The organism is Sphaerimonospora mesophila, assembly GCF_001417795.1.
Classification (GTDB): Bacteria; Actinomycetota; Actinomycetes; order Streptosporangiales; family Streptosporangiaceae; genus Sphaerimonospora; species Sphaerimonospora mesophila.
This window is the reverse complement of record NZ_BCBX01000052.1, coordinates 1-13,754: the sequence shown is the minus strand read 5'-3', so window position 1 is coordinate 13,754 and position 13,754 is coordinate 1. Positions and strand designations below refer to the sequence as shown.

Sequence of the window (13,754 nt, the reverse complement as noted above, 5' to 3'; positions counted from 1 at the left end):
GTCTACGGCACGGGCACCCCTCCTCCGTTCGGCATGATCGAGACCGGGAAGCCGCGCTCACGCATGCCTTCTACTACTTGGAGCATGCGCAAGATCTCTTCGCGATAGTAGTTCAGTACATCGTGTTGGACTACCAGGTCGCCGAGTGGATCGATTGTTCCACTCAACATTCGGCGAAGCTCTCTGTCCACGGTGCGCAGCCGCCATCCGATGTACTCAGAGCAGCGGTTAGCGTCGGTACTGATTAGGTAGACGCTCCGAGTGGCCAGGAAAGCTTTCCCTCGGGCCATAGCCGTGAAGTCGCGGATGTATCCTTTGCCTCGTTCAAGCTGGTTCACCGTGCAGAAGATGTTTCTCAGCAGATCGTCGCGTGGCGCACCGGCGTCTCCGGTCGGCTCGACCAGGCTCCAGATCCGCTCACCTACCCACTGCGTGGGCAGCCGGACAGCGGCGGTTCGTGTGGGATCGCCGGGGCTTGCTGTTGTCATGTCGGTTCTTCACCCCCCAAAATTTGGGCGAGTTGCTCGTCCATCGTGGTGTCTCCCGTGGCGATGACGGTGTCGCACCAGTCCACGATTGCTCTCACCCGGCGGTGATTTTCCACAATTGCCTTTCGGGCGCGGTCGCTGATCTCGCCCACGCGTAGCTTCGGGATGAGGTCCTGCATGCCAGTGTAAAAAGCGGTGCCCAGCCCCAGCAGTTCCAAGACCTGCCGCGAGGCGATGGTGTCCTCGACGAGGGGCGACCTGGATGCCCCCTGCCGACTTTGCTCGTGAGCTCGCTCGTGATCGCCTTCGGTAGGAGTGGGTTCCCGAACGAATCGGGGTTGGTCCGGCTGTGGTTCGGGGCGCAGCCGCTCCAGATTTGCCCGCCAGATGGCCGAGCGAGTATCGGGATTGGTCATTACTTGCTCAGCCAGGCCGGGGCGGTGGATAACTAGGTCCTGGACTGCCTCGGCGGCAACCTCGTCGTCGCGTAGCAGGGTACGGACCCGATCGAGCTTCTCCCGAGAGTCCTCCGGCGTGTGAGGAGTACGGCCGGCGTGGCGGCACGCGTCATCGTAGGTCCAACGCTCCTTGCCTTCCGGTGGATGCAGGATCTTCTCGAACCGGTCGGGGCAGGCGTCCAAGGCCCGGTGCACGGCGAAACCGACACCGCTCGCGCGTTTTTCCTTAGGCCAAGCGATGGCCATATGCCGATAGCCCCGCAAGGTGTCGTACGGGATACCGATCTCATCGGCGTAGCGCTCCAGAACCCGACCTACTCCGTGATTACCGTCGTGGAGGTGGCAAGGGATCATCTTCAGTGTCAGGTCGCCCAGGGAGAACTGGATCCGTGTCTCCTCCTCGATGAGGTCTCGGCCCTGCTCGACGTACTTAGCCCATTCGGCATCGGTGAACTTTTCAGGAAACGGACTCTTGATTTCTGCGGCCATGGCGAGTACTCCTGCCGGACGGCGCTGGCGGACGCCCGCGACTCCCAGCGGAGCAGTAGACCTTGGGAGTTGTGAGCGTCCGTGTAATTCCAGATGACCCTCACCCCAAGGGCGGCCCGGCCTAACCGGGAGGCCATCCACCGTCATCTACCCGTCCAGCGACCTGACAGGGCAACGCTAATCTCAAGCCTCGGGTAAGGCTTCGTCGCAGTTGGTCGGTCAATCGGTCAGCGGCGGGCCAGGGCGGGTGGGCAGATGCCGCAGGGGAGGGTGGCGGCGAAGCCGGCGGCCTGGGAGCCGGCCAGCAGGCGTAGGCGGATCTTGGATGACTCGGCGGCGGCCTCGGTCGTGGCGATGGCCTGTGGCAGGTCGGCGGGGTCGAGCACGGTGACGGTGACGAACATGCCGACCAGGCATACCCCGGCGCCCATCGCCTCCTCACCGGCGGCCTGACGGGCCCGGGCCTGGTCGAAGGCGTCGCGGGCGGTCTCGTCCCTGCCGGTGCGGTGCCGGTAGGCCTGGCGGAACGCGGCCGAGGTGACCTCGTTTTCCAGCACCCGGCTGGCGGCCGCCGCCGGGAACGGCCGGTACTGCAGCGTCACCCGCTTGGGATACGGCCCGGGCGCGACGAGCCGGGCCAGCACGTCGGCGTGGACGTTCTGCCGGGGAGCCTCCTGCCAGCTCCAGGCCACCGAAACGCCGCTGTCGTGCCGGTAGCAGCCGGGGAGTTCCTCGGCCGACAGCGGTACGGCATCGGCCCACCCCGAGGGCCACTCCCCCTCGGCCGGGTGGGCCAGCGCCCTGCTGACCTCGCCCCGTGCACTCGGGTCGAAAGCGGTACGCACCATGCCGGCGATCTCGGCGGCCGACGCCCGCCCCAGCACCGTGACCCCGCAGGAACCGAGCGCCGATTCCAGGCCCTCCAACGTCCGGGACACCTCGGCGGCGGCCTCGGCGAGCGTGGACGGCGCCAGCGGCGATGCCTTGGGGTCGAAGGTGATCGATACCCGGGTGTCGACGTGCGCGGCCGCGGCGGGTGCGGACGCGACCAGCTGGGCCAGGATCGCCCTGGCCGCATCGGGCGATGCCGGGTCGACGGATGCGGCGATGGTGTCGGCGAGCCTGCTGCCCGGCTCGGGGGCGGTCTCCACGGTGACGCTGACCCAGCGTACCGTCGGCACATGCCCGAGGGAGGCCAGCCAGCCGCCCCAGCAGGCGACCCAGGTGTCGGCGTCGTCGCGGTCGGCCAGCCACGGCGAGGTGGCCACCACCCGCAGCGTCGCGGTCAGATGACCTGTGCGGCGGTCCCACACCAGACCGTACGGCCGGCCGTACCCGTCCGTCATGGACAGCGGCACGGTGGGGGCCAGCACTCCGGGCAGCTCAAGACGCGACCCGGAACGGAAGCGGGTCAGGCCGCGGCGGGTGCCGTACCACCAGCGCCACCGCACCAGCAGCACCCCCGCCAAGGGTGTGGCACCGGCCGGGGCCAGCCCGAGCAGAGCGGCCACGAGCAGCGGCGGCACCAGGTACACCAGCGCGCGGGGCGAGACGGCGGCGGCCACCAACAGCGCCACGACGACCCCGAGCAGGGCGAAGGTCACGCCGACGCCCATCCCAAACAGCCCGATGCCGCGCCGGCGCCGCCATCCCCCGTAGGTACGCGGCTCTGTCTGCGGGCTCATGTCCGTTCCTGTCGTGGCGGGGTCATCGAATCGGAGACGCTGCCGCCGGCCTTCTTCGCGCCGGTGGCCAGCCCGGAGACGACCACCCCGGCCGCGGCTCCGGCGGGACCGGCGGCGGCTCCCGCCCTGGCCGCCGATGCCGTGGACGCGGTGGCGGTGGTGGCGGTCTGCCGGGCGGATGCCGTACGGCTCCCGCCGCCCGCAGGGGCCGGATCCGGCGCGGGGATCGGGCCGGACGTGGGGGGACGTGCCCCGCCAGGTGGGGGCATGGAGGAGGACATGAAGCGGGCGTGGTCGACGGCACTGGCCCCGCCGGTCCCGCCCAGGCCGCGCCCGCCGCGGAAGGCGCCGACGGCGACCGCTCCCCCGACGGCCGTGCCGAGGAAGCCGCCGCCCGAGGCCGTCTCGCTGATGCTGCCGGTGGCCCAGGTGAAGAACTTCAGCAGCGCGGGCAGCGCCAGGATCGACAAGACGATCATCGCGAAGCCCATGAACGTCGAGCGGGTGTCGGAGGCGTTGCCGAGCATCGCGAACGCGGTGGCGTACACCATGGCGGCCGCGGGCTTGTAGAAGATCAGCGCGAGCATCCAGCCCGTCACCCGGCGGAACCAGGGGCGGGTGAGCGCGGTCATCGACCCGGCGGCCGCCAGCGGCAGCACCCCGGCCAGCACGACCAGCGCGGCCTGGCGGAACAGCATCAGCACCGCCTGGATGGCCGCGGCGATGATGGCCACGATCCCGAGCACGATCACCACTCCGGGTGAGGCGCCGGTCAGGCCGAGGACGGTGGTGAGGCGTTCGGCGAAGTCGCCGGTGCTCATGTTCAGCACCCAGCTGGACCATTCGTCGCCGATCTTCAGCAGCAGGGCGGGCAGCAGCACGCCGAGGCTGCCGGTACCGCAGATGACGAGCAGGCCGGTGCCGACGTCCAGCAGCGGCGTGGTCTTGCGCGTGATGGCGATCTTGGCCGCGGCCGCCAGCAGTGACAGCGTGGCGATGGCCACGGCGAACGGCAGCGTCCACTGCTGCATCCGGTCGATCACATCGGCCGCCGAGGTGCCGCCGCTGCAGCCGGCCACGGGGTCGACCACCAGGCAGGGCGAGTCGATCCGTACCCACCAGGAGACCGTGTTGGTGATCAGCCAGGACACCGCGTACTGGATCGCGTCGGCCAGGCCGTTCACGCCGTACTGCACCGCGCCCTTGGCCGCCGCTCCCGCGGCGTCGTTGAGGACCTGGCCGCCGCCCTCGACGGCGGCGCGGCCGAGAGCGCCGGCTCCGGGCAGTACGGCATTGCCGACCGTCTCGGCTGCGCACAGCGGGGAGGTCATGTCGGCACAGCCCGGTGGCGTTGGTGCGGTGACCAGTTCGGGGAGGAAGGTCATCATCGGGCGCCCCGTCATCGCGCGGACGCGGGGAAGCGGGTGTAGCCGGTCGCGTCGGTCACCACGGCCGACGTACGCGCCCAGTCGCCGCCGGGCGGGGCCACCACCCGCCAGTCGCCATCACGCCACAGCACCTGCATCCGCATGGCGGCACGTACGGTGGTGCTGTCGCGTCCGGGCCCGGCCACGACCACATCGACGATCGCCAGGCCGGGGATGTAGGCCTGCCACCGGAAGGACTCCACCACCACGTACGCCCGCCCGATCGGCTCGCCGTCGGCGACGCCCGCCACCGCACGGACGCTGTCGTAGCTGGCCCGCACCGCCCGCAGCAGAGCCGAGGTCTCCGGTCCGGTGAACTGCTCGGTGATGGTCGGCTCGAACACGGCCGGGCCCCAGCGTGGGCTGGCCCGCATGCCGAGATGCAGCGCGGCCAGCAGCGCCCCCGCCGGCGTCGGCGCGAAGCCGTACGCCCGATCCCCGGCCACCACGCGCGGGCCGTCGGAAGAGGAGTACGGCAGGCGTACGCCGTGGAAGCCCGTCCACCGCCAGTCGCGCACGTCCACATCGGGCGTAGCCGGATCGGCGAAGCCCGGCGGTACGGCACGGGCCTGGGCAGCCGGCGGCGAGGGGATGGCGCGCGCCCGATCGACCGGCGACGACCACCGCGTGACCGTCAAGAGCACCACGGCGGCGACCAGAACCGCCGCGACCCCGCCGTAGACGAGCAGCCTGCGGCCGTTGCGAGGCCGGCTCACCCGAAGACCGCCATGATGATCGGTACGGCGACCGCCGCCAGCGACACCCCGAGCAGGACCTTGGGGAGTTCGGAGGCGCCCTCGGCCGCGTAGTGCGACCGCCCGGACTGGCCGACCGCCATCTTCCCGGCGCAGATCAAGATCCCGGCGATGCCGAGGATCAGGCAGGCCCACTTCCCCCAGGCGAGAAGGAGCTCGATCTTCGGCTGCAGCCCCGGCGGCACCTTCGGCGACGGGTCGTTAACAAGATCATGTGGGAGCAGGACACCACCGAACGCGTCCTGCAGCGCATGCAGCCACATCAGGCCTCTCCCCTGGCTCCCGAGCTCCCACGAGCTCACATCGGTCAATGCTCAGGAAGCCCCACCAGGGGTTGCACACGCCGTGACGCCAGCGGAAGGACACATACGACATCCGGAAGATCGCCAACCGGATGGGCGTGGAATAGCATCCGCTCGAGCACGTCTCTTGAACTCACAATCGAGCACTGCGTGGTGAAGCCCCGGCCATTGGCCGAGGCTTCGTCGATTCGCCAGCGCAGGCCACGCCGCGCTATGCCCAACCGTCGAGGCTGAAGGTGTCTCCGCGAGCGTATGCGTCGATGCCGGTGCGGATGTACGTGACGACCTCATCGGGGAGATCCCCGAGGGCGAACCAGTCGATCTTGCTGCATTTACCCGGTTCGGCGTTGGACGGTATCCCCTTCCACCACCGAGCGGCGAAGAACACGCCGATGCGTGCCTGCCCGTCAGGGTCGGCGTGGTGGCACAGATGCACGAACCGCAGGTCTGCGGGGTCGATGAGAATGCCGAGTTCTTCGAGGGCTTCACGGGCCGCGCCCGCCAGCAGGGACTCGCCTTCATCGAGACAGCCGCCCGGCACCGACCAGATTCCGTCAGCGAAGCCGGTGTTCGCTCGCTGAAGCATCAATACCTTGCTGTGCTCGACGAGGATCAGATGCACCCCGACGTGGGGGCGGAATATCCCGGCTGGTGTGGACACAGCATCTCCTGGTGATGGTTTGAATCACGCGAAACGGTGGCGTCGACGCCACCGTCGTGTTGGCCCTAGCCGGTGATGGTGGCCTTCCAGCGGCCGCGCTGGAGGTGGATCGTCCCGTCCGGGGTGATCCGCACGCGGGCGCCGTACAGCGGCAGACTGCCGTGCTGGAGCCAGTAGTCACGGACCCTGTCGAGTTCGTCCCATAGGCGGTGCGGGCCCGCCTGGTGGACTACCGGCCGCGCGTGGTCAACCTGCACGGCCCGCGCCCACGACCCGTCCGGGTGGACCATGACCGCCGTCCGCGTGCTCGCATCCTCGTGGTAGCTATGCTCGATCCCCGGGCAGGTCACCTCAAGCATGCTGCGGAGTTCCCAGGCGTCCTCCTCGATGTCCAGGACGGGGTAGTGGGTCATTGCGACGTGCTCGCCTTCGGCGGTCCGCGCGGTGGCCACCAGCCCGGTCAGGCCGGGCGGGTAGTCGCCGCCAGTCCTCGTCTTCATGAATATCGCCCAGTCCCGTTCCACGGTCCCGACCGCGCCGCCGTCAGCGGTTTTGACGGCGGACACGATGAGCGAGGTGTTGGTGATGGTCGTCACCAGACGGCCGCCGGGGTTGAGGGCGGTCAGCCACGAGGCGGGGATAGGCCGGACGGCTACCATCGCCACGATCCGGTCGGCCGCCCACGGGATGGTCCCAGTGGCGTCGAGCGGTGCGATACGCGGGTGGTAGCCGATGTCGGCCAGCCGCCGCGCGGCTACGGTGGTCACGTAGTTGTCCACGTCGATGCTAATCACCTGGTCTTCGCCGAGCAGGTGGCACAGCAGGGCCGCGCCGTACCCGGAGCCGACGCCGACATCGAGGACGGTGTCCTTCTCGCCGATCCTGGCGTGCCGATACATCTGGAGCACGAGGGTCGGCAGGGTGCTGGAGGAGGTGGGTCGGCCGGTCGGCTCGTCGCCGGGCTCGGCGTGGTCGGCGTGCAGGGTGCCGATCTTCGTGACGAGCGTACGGTCGGAGTAGGCGGCGTCCAGCCAGGCCGCTTCATCGTCCGGGCCGCGCCGTACCTTCCAGCGGTCGTTCCAGGTCCACCAGGCGGGAACTAAGTGGTGGCGTGGGATGTTCGCGACGGCGTCGCGCCACCGTGACCCCGGATGGGTGACGCGGCCGGCGAGTGCGTGCGCGTAGGGATGCCAGTCCATGCGATCAGTCTGACGCGGCGGGGGCGCGCTCCATTGCCGAAAGGATGTGGGTATTTTCTGGGCCTGATACTGGGCATCGAGTGGGCATTCTTGCGACACTGGTCGTATGACAGGTGAAGGAGCGGGGAGCGCGTCGGCGGACGCGCTACCGGACGAGGTCCGGACGCTGTTGCGGGCCGGGCTGCCGGTGAGGCCGGAGGCGTGCGGTCCGGCGCTGCTCGGGCTTCGCGGGGTGAAGGCGCGGGCACTGCGTCCGGAGGATGTGGCGAGCCGGGCGCGGGCGCTGGACGGCCTGCTGCGCGAACAGCTCGACCGGTTCGAGAACGCCGAGCTCGCCGACGCCGCCCGGCTGCTGTTCGGAGCGCGGACCGCGACGTCCGGGGCGACGCTGACGGCCCGCCGCCAGGCGGCGGCCGCCGCCGCCGGGTACGAGGTGCACCACTTCCGCAAACGCATCGAGCCGAAGGTGACCGAACTGGTGGCCTGGCAGCTGCGCCGCGACAGTGAGGAGTTCACCGCCCGGCACGCCACACCACCCGAGCTGCATGCCGCCTCCGGCCCGCTCGTGCTCCCCGCAGACGTGTTCGCGTGGGAGGCCGCCGAGCACCAGCACGTCCTGGCGACGTTGTGGGGTGCGGTCTACCTGCTGCGCGCCGAACTGCTGACCGTCGCCCGGCTGGTCAGCATGGACGCCCCCGCAATCGAGGTCGACGGCGCGGCCGCGGCGGCGCTGTGGCGACACGCCCTGGTCCTGACGGCCACCGCGCGCTACCGAGCCGCCTACGGCGCCGCTGTTTTGCACGCGGCGACCGATCTGGGCCCACAGCAGATCGCCGCCTACGCCGGGTGGACGCCCCCGCTCACCCCCGTTCAGGAGCTGCTCCTGGCCGAGCTCACCGACCCCACTGAGGGGCTTGCCGACTTCACCGCGCGGCTGGACGCAGCCGCCGGCGGCAAGCAACTGGCCGCCACCTGGCGGCGGGTACTGTCCAGCCGCGACGGCGGCACCGCGATGGAGGTCACCACGTCATGAGCCTCGAACAGCTCCTTGATCCCAACACTCCCCCCCGCCGGTACGTCGTGACCGGTGGCCCATCCGCCGGCAAGGAGGCCGTGCTCGCCGAACTACACGCCCGTGGCATCCCGGCGACCGAGGGCGAACCGGCCCGGGAGATCTACCGCAAGCACCGCGATCGGCTCGGCCGGCACCTGCAGGTCGGCGACCGGCGCGCCTACTCCCGTGACGTCTTGGAGGCGTTCATCGCCGAGTACTGCGACCACACGTTCGGACTGCGGTTCTACAACCGCGGCATCCCCGACGGGTACGGCTGGGACGCCTTCTTCGGCCTGGGCCCGTATCCAGAGCTGGAGCAGGCCGCCCGCGTCTACCGCTACGACGCGGTGTTCGTGCTCGACCCGCTGGACGATTTCGACTCCGAAGACGACCTGGTGTGGGCCAAGGAACGCGAGATCCGCCGCGTTCACGAGCTGATCATCCAGGGCTACTACGACGCCGGCTACCGGCCCATCTTCGTCCCCGCCGATGAAAGCGGCCGCCGCGTCGACTTCATCCTCGCCCAGATCCCCGTGCCGACGACCTGACCGGAAAGGGCAGCATGATGAACGGCCGTACCGACAGTGTGGAGATCATCAGCCCGAACAACGTCCTGGCCAACGCGATGCTGCGCAGCATCGACATGGTCCGCCCCCGCCTGCAGGCCACGGGCCCCGACCGCGTCGCCTTCTGCGTCGGCACCCAGATCAACGGCGCCCCGCACCTGGGCACCTCCCTGGTACAGACCGCGGCGTTCCTGCTCGCCAAGGCCACCAAGCGGACCTTCAACGTCGACGCCGTGGTCCGGTTCGGCGCGCTGGACAACGCGCCGTACGACATCCAGCTCGACCCCGAGACCCACCATGCCTACCAGCAAACCTACTTCCACGCCCTCGGCGAGCAAGCGGTCGGGGATCTGATCGGCAAGTACTACCGGGCCATGTTCGACTCGCTCGCCGACGCCACCGGCGTCGACTACGAGATCGAGACCTACTCGACCCAGCAGACTAGCCCCGCCTTCCGGCACGAGTTCCTGGCCACCCTCGGCCACCTGGAACAGATCCGCTGGCCGCTGGCCCCCTCGCACGGCCAGGTACATATCCGCCTGCCCTGCCCCGAATGCGGGTGGGCGGAAAAACGCGCCGAGCGTACAAGGCTGCTGCGGACCGGCTCCGGCGGCGCGGACTTCGCCGCGGTGTGCACCGACCACGGCGACTACGAGGTCACCGTCACCGCCGACACCAGCACCTACCTCGACCTGGCCACCCTCTACCGCAACCTGGTCAAAGAACGCCTGGCCGCCCGCGACCACGTCACCCTGTCGGTAATGGTCAAGGGCGGCGACTGGGCCTACGGGGGGTGCCGGTAAGAAACGTGTCATGAGCCCCAAACGGCGTTGATCTCGTTGTGACTTTCCTGGTCAATGCTGGGCGGCCACGCGGCCGCCGCCATCGTCACCGCAGTCGAGGCCTACCAGCCCCCGCTACTCGGCGGCCCCGCCTGCGACATGGCCCTCGACAAGCTCGACCAGCTCCGCACCGAATCGGCGGCCTGGGGAAGACTCAGCCGTAGCGCGGCTTCTCTACCGATCGAACTGCCCGCAAGGCCCCCGCCTGAGCGGGGCGGCGAGGCACCACACGGGGAGCAGCTTCTGAGCCATCCTTCCTTAAGACATGATCGTCGTCATCTCCGGGCATGCCTGCTGTTTCATAAGCGGTCGCCTATGAAACAGGCCGCCCGGTATGGGCCGTCCAGCGCAAAGTATGTTTCATGAGTTGTTGCAAGTGACTCGACCTGTGAAACATACACATGAAACGCTATCGGGGTGAGTGACAACGACTACGCGCGCGTGGAAGCCCACGACTGCCCCATGTCCTCCTGCGCCGTCCCCGCCGGGTCTCCGTGCCGCACCGGCAAGGGGAAGGTGGCCCTGCAGTACCACACCGCCCGGTTCCGGCTCGTGCCCTCTCTGGCCAAGGCCCTGAACGTCTCCACGCCGCCGGTGCGCAAGCCCGGGTCGGTGTGGGTCGAGCTGCCCCGCCCCGCGGCCGCCGGCGCCGAACCGTCCGGGCACGCGCGGATCGGCTACGCCCGCGCCTCCACCGTCCGCCAATCGCTGGACACCCAGCTGGACTCCCTCAAGACCGCGGGCGTCACCCGGCTCTTCTCCGAGAAGATCTCCACCCGAGCCACCAGTCGGCCCGAACTCGAGCGGGCCGTCGCTCTCGCCCGCGAGCTACGGGCCTCCGGCGTCGCCGTCACCCTCGTGGTCCACGAGCACAAGCGGCTCGGCCGCGGCATCGAACTCGCGGCGCTCGCCGAACAGCTCAAAGCCGGCGACATCGGCCTGGAGTTCCTCACCGGCGAACTCCAGGGGACGCACGACCCGTCCGGGATCGTGTTCACCGTGCTGGCCGCCCTGTCAGGGATGGAACGCGAGTACATCCGCGACCGGACCCTGGAAGGCCACGAATCCGCCCGCACACGCGGCAAGACCATCGGCGGCGCCACCGTCACCGACGACGCCATGCTGTCGATGGCCCTTCACCTGCGCGAGCAGGGGATGAGCCTGCGCGACATCGCCGCGCGGCTCGTCATCACCAAGGGCAAGAAGAAGGGCCAGCACCCCTCACCCGCTACCGTCCTACGCATGCTGCACGAACACGACGAGCACACGGCCACGGCCTGAGCATCATGCTCAGCTACTGAACTTAAATGGACCTTGTCGGGACAAGGTCCATTTAAGTTCAGTATGGCTTCAGCTGGAACTGGCTATTCAGCCCGTACGAAGTACTTCCTTTGCGCGGCTAAGCGCTCTTTGGTTCATTTCCTTGATGGCTGTAACATCGGCTGAGCGAGCCTCTAGGACCTGCGCATAGTATTTATCCTCGATCTTTATGCGGTGTGGTGCGTAGTCAGTTGCAGTCTCGCACTCTGCGTCTGCGGTTGCGAGGGAGACCTCTTTGCTTCGTGCTTCGTCCGACCCTATACCGAGCCGCTGATGGAACTCTTGAGCTTTAATTCGGGCTTGGCTGGGATCTTTGAAGCCTGAATAGCCCTTGCCGGCCATGCAGCTCGACCAGGCGGAGTTTATGCTCTTCATCTCCGGGTCGGCGGACGCTTTCCATCTCGCCTCCAGAGGAAGATTCCCTGCCAGGAAGTCTAGCTTTATCCATTCTTTCAAAGGCCCGTAAATCTCCTCGCGTGCCTGCGAGAGACAGCCTTCGCTTGGCGTTCCCACCTCCCCGTATCCGGGGATGGTTGCGGTAATCTCGGGGGCGTTATCAGGGCCGAAGTAGGCTTCGCCCCAATTCTTCTGCTCGATGCTGGACAGCTTGGTGACGCCGGATCTGTCTGTTTCGCCGGGAGAATCGCTAAGAGTTTCGGCGGCGTTGTAGCCGCTACGCTTAGCTTTCTCGGCCGTCACACCGTAGGGGTCCTGGTTTAATGTCGGAGCAACGTCCTCAGTTGGCGTAGGTTCCTTTACATAGGTAAACCCTTTTTGTGCCATGCAGCGCTGGACCAGCGTTTCCACCGCTGCATGTCTCGTGCTCGCTCCGGAAAAGAGCGCAAGCAGGGAGGCGCGTACGTTCGGACTATGATTCTCGAGGGGCTTGAAGGTTGCAAGGGGCGTTGCTGAGCTGCCATCGTCAGCGTTAGCGCTTGACAGGATGGAGCCACCGCCAATGGTTGTCCCTGCAAGCACGACGGTAGCCAGGATAACCCCGCGAGGAATTCTCTTCCGTGAATTAAGGATCATTTTAGTTGTCCTCCTCTTTTGTGGGGGTTGATTAGCAGCTCTGGCTTGCGGTTCGCCCGCGGTGGCCGTCCCCTCGGTTCGCGGTCATGCCGCTGGGGGCCGAGGAAAAGCTCTGCCCCTTTCTGATCCAGATCGTAGGATTCGTATAGTAGCCTTCGTATACGCAGACCCATTCGAGGGTGGTGAAGCGGTTCTTGTATGACTCGTCGTTCCAGACCATGAAGGGGAAAAGATTGATCTGCGATTGGTGCCATTCTGGAATCGCGATCTGGGTTCGTGCTGCATCGCTGTACCAGCCAGTATACCCGGGCCAGTCCCAGACGCAGAAGTAGGAGCTTGCGCAGGATGAGTCGGCGAAGGCGGGAGAGGCGGGACTTGCTGTAACGAGCCCTGCCGCTAACGCGACCGATGCGGCAGCCGTGGCCATTTTCCTAGCAACCATGGGGGTTACCTCCTCGTTACCGTAAACCGCAGATGATTGCGCTGGGGGGTGCATGTCGCTCGCCCTTTGATTAGGGCTGCCTGGTGGGCTCGTGCATCAAGAGGTTGATTTCGTAGTTGATCTATGATAAGTGGAGTCCGCTTTCTTTACTCTCCCATATGCGCCTTAACCATCCCTTACGTACATATGTCATGATCGAGGATCATGTCAAGAGCTGCTCACGGCCCGCCCCTGGAATGCACGTTACGGGCCGTCTCTGCTCCGGGCCATCTCCGCTCGCGTCAGTGGATCCGGCTCGCCACGACCCATCCGGTGACCGTGCGAGGCGCCCGAATGCGGGCAGATTGTGCGCCAGCGGTGACAGGATGCCGTCGCATTCATAGCGGCCTTCTGCGCCCGCACGCATCGGGCAACGTCAGTTCGGGTCGCCCGGCCGAGCAGTTTCCGCAGCACGGCCAAGCCGTAGGCGCTTAGCGACGTCCAGCCGTACCTCGCCGTAAGGCTGGACGTGCTGCCAGAACAGCGGTGTCAGCCCGCGCCGATCCTCGGGCTTGAGCAGGTTGGCCCATGCGGGGTCGGTGAGCACGTCTTGCAACATCAGGGTGTTGATGTAGACCAGCGCCGCTTGGAGGATCCGCAGGCACAAGACGGTCATTTCCAGTTCCTCGCGCCGGTTGGTGGCAATGTCGCCGCCCTTGCCATAGAAGATGACGCCGTTGGCGCCGTTGGAGGACTCCACTACGTTGAGCCCTTCCTGGATCTCCCGCTGCAGTTCCCGGAGACGGAGATAACGAGCGACAAAGACCGTCTTCTGCGCGCGGCCGACCTCCAACATGGCCTGGTAGGTCGGGTGGGAGGCGGACTCGGTAAAGCGGCGCAGGATCGCCTCGGTCGAGGCCGTGCCCCGCTTGATCGCGGTCGCGTACTTGATCATCTGGTCGTAGTTCTGCTCGATCAGATCCCAGCGGATCGGCCGGGTCATCGCCGGCGTCAGCCGCGAGTACAGGTCGCTTTCACCGCTCTCCACCCGATAC

The 13,754-nt window shown here is 67.5% G+C and carries 15 protein-coding genes; 4 read left to right on the top strand and 11 right to left on the bottom strand.

The annotated features are described in order from the left end of the window. Positions 1 to 2: 2 nt before the first annotated feature. The 8 genes from AP234_RS36775 to AP234_RS30240 form a co-directional block, all read right to left on the bottom strand. Positions 3 to 488 (bottom strand): hypothetical protein, encoded by a 486-nt coding sequence (locus AP234_RS36775; protein WP_152990698.1) that lies wholly within the window; start codon positions 486 to 488, stop codon positions 3 to 5. After that, positions 485 to 1,435: a DUF6192 family protein gene (locus tag AP234_RS30270; RefSeq protein ID WP_055483172.1), complete on the bottom strand. Its 951-nt coding sequence runs from the start codon at positions 1,433 to 1,435 to the stop codon at positions 485 to 487. Before AP234_RS30270 ends, AP234_RS36775 begins: the two co-directional genes overlap by 4 nt. 227 nt (positions 1,436 to 1,662) lie before the next feature. Next, positions 1,663 to 3,120 (bottom strand): SCO6880 family protein, encoded by a 1,458-nt coding sequence (locus tag AP234_RS30265; RefSeq protein ID WP_055483171.1) that lies wholly within the window; start codon positions 3,118 to 3,120, stop codon positions 1,663 to 1,665. Then, positions 3,117 to 4,523, bottom strand: a complete 1,407-nt coding sequence (locus AP234_RS30260) for a hypothetical protein (protein ID WP_152990697.1) — start codon at positions 4,521 to 4,523, stop codon at positions 3,117 to 3,119. The genes AP234_RS30265 and AP234_RS30260 overlap by 4 nt, the downstream gene beginning before the upstream one ends. Further along, a complete protein-coding gene (locus AP234_RS30255; protein ID WP_055483169.1) occupies positions 4,520 to 5,263 on the bottom strand; it encodes a hypothetical protein in 744 nt (247 codons plus the stop codon). Before AP234_RS30255 ends, AP234_RS30260 begins: the two co-directional genes overlap by 4 nt. After that, the gene (locus AP234_RS30250) at positions 5,260 to 5,565 is read right to left on the bottom strand and encodes a hypothetical protein (protein WP_055483168.1); all 306 of its coding nucleotides are present in this window, start codon (positions 5,563 to 5,565) and stop codon (positions 5,260 to 5,262) included. Before AP234_RS30250 ends, AP234_RS30255 begins: the two co-directional genes overlap by 4 nt. Positions 5,566 to 5,815: 250 nt before the next feature. Continuing rightward, complete coding sequence (locus tag AP234_RS30245) at positions 5,816 to 6,265, bottom strand: NUDIX domain-containing protein (protein ID WP_235558473.1); 450 nt, start codon at positions 6,263 to 6,265, stop codon at positions 5,816 to 5,818. Positions 6,266 to 6,330: 65 nt separating this feature from the next. Then, positions 6,331 to 7,464 carry a hypothetical protein gene (locus AP234_RS30240; RefSeq protein ID WP_055483167.1) on the bottom strand — a complete coding sequence of 378 codons (1,134 nt, stop codon included), beginning with the start codon at positions 7,462 to 7,464 and terminating at the stop codon, positions 6,331 to 6,333. Between the two features lie 106 nt (positions 7,465 to 7,570). Between AP234_RS30240 and AP234_RS30235 the strand changes: the two genes are divergently transcribed. The 4 genes from AP234_RS30235 (at position 7,571) to AP234_RS30220 (ending at position 11,207) form a co-directional block, all read left to right on the top strand. Further along, positions 7,571 to 8,497 carry a hypothetical protein gene (locus AP234_RS30235; protein WP_152990696.1) on the top strand — a complete coding sequence of 309 codons (927 nt, stop codon included), beginning with the start codon at positions 7,571 to 7,573 and terminating at the stop codon, positions 8,495 to 8,497. Continuing rightward, positions 8,494 to 9,066: an AAA family ATPase gene (locus AP234_RS30230; protein WP_055483165.1), complete on the top strand. Its 573-nt coding sequence runs from the start codon at positions 8,494 to 8,496 to the stop codon at positions 9,064 to 9,066. Before AP234_RS30235 ends, AP234_RS30230 begins: the two co-directional genes overlap by 4 nt. Positions 9,067 to 9,080: 14 nt before the next feature. Further along, complete coding sequence (locus AP234_RS30225) at positions 9,081 to 9,887, top strand: hypothetical protein (protein ID WP_055483164.1); 807 nt, start codon at positions 9,081 to 9,083, stop codon at positions 9,885 to 9,887. A 456-nt stretch (positions 9,888 to 10,343) separates the two neighbouring features. Continuing rightward, on the top strand, positions 10,344 to 11,207 hold the full coding sequence (locus AP234_RS30220; RefSeq protein ID WP_235558472.1) for a recombinase family protein: 864 nt from the start codon (positions 10,344 to 10,346) through the stop codon (positions 11,205 to 11,207). A gap of 87 nt (positions 11,208 to 11,294) precedes the next feature. Here the strand turns inward: AP234_RS30220 and AP234_RS36770 are convergent, their stop codons facing one another. From AP234_RS36770 to AP234_RS30215, 3 genes are all read right to left on the bottom strand, one after another. Further along, positions 11,295 to 12,278: a hypothetical protein gene (locus AP234_RS36770; RefSeq protein ID WP_152990695.1), complete on the bottom strand. Its 984-nt coding sequence runs from the start codon at positions 12,276 to 12,278 to the stop codon at positions 11,295 to 11,297. A gap of 31 nt (positions 12,279 to 12,309) precedes the next feature. Next, positions 12,310 to 12,705 carry a peptidase inhibitor family I36 protein gene (locus AP234_RS39720; RefSeq protein WP_431999124.1) on the bottom strand — a complete coding sequence of 132 codons (396 nt, stop codon included), beginning with the start codon at positions 12,703 to 12,705 and terminating at the stop codon, positions 12,310 to 12,312. A 430-nt stretch (positions 12,706 to 13,135) separates the two neighbouring features. After that, the coding region (locus tag AP234_RS30215) for a Tn3 family transposase (protein ID WP_152990694.1) at positions 13,136 to 13,754 on the bottom strand (619 nt) is incomplete at its 5' end.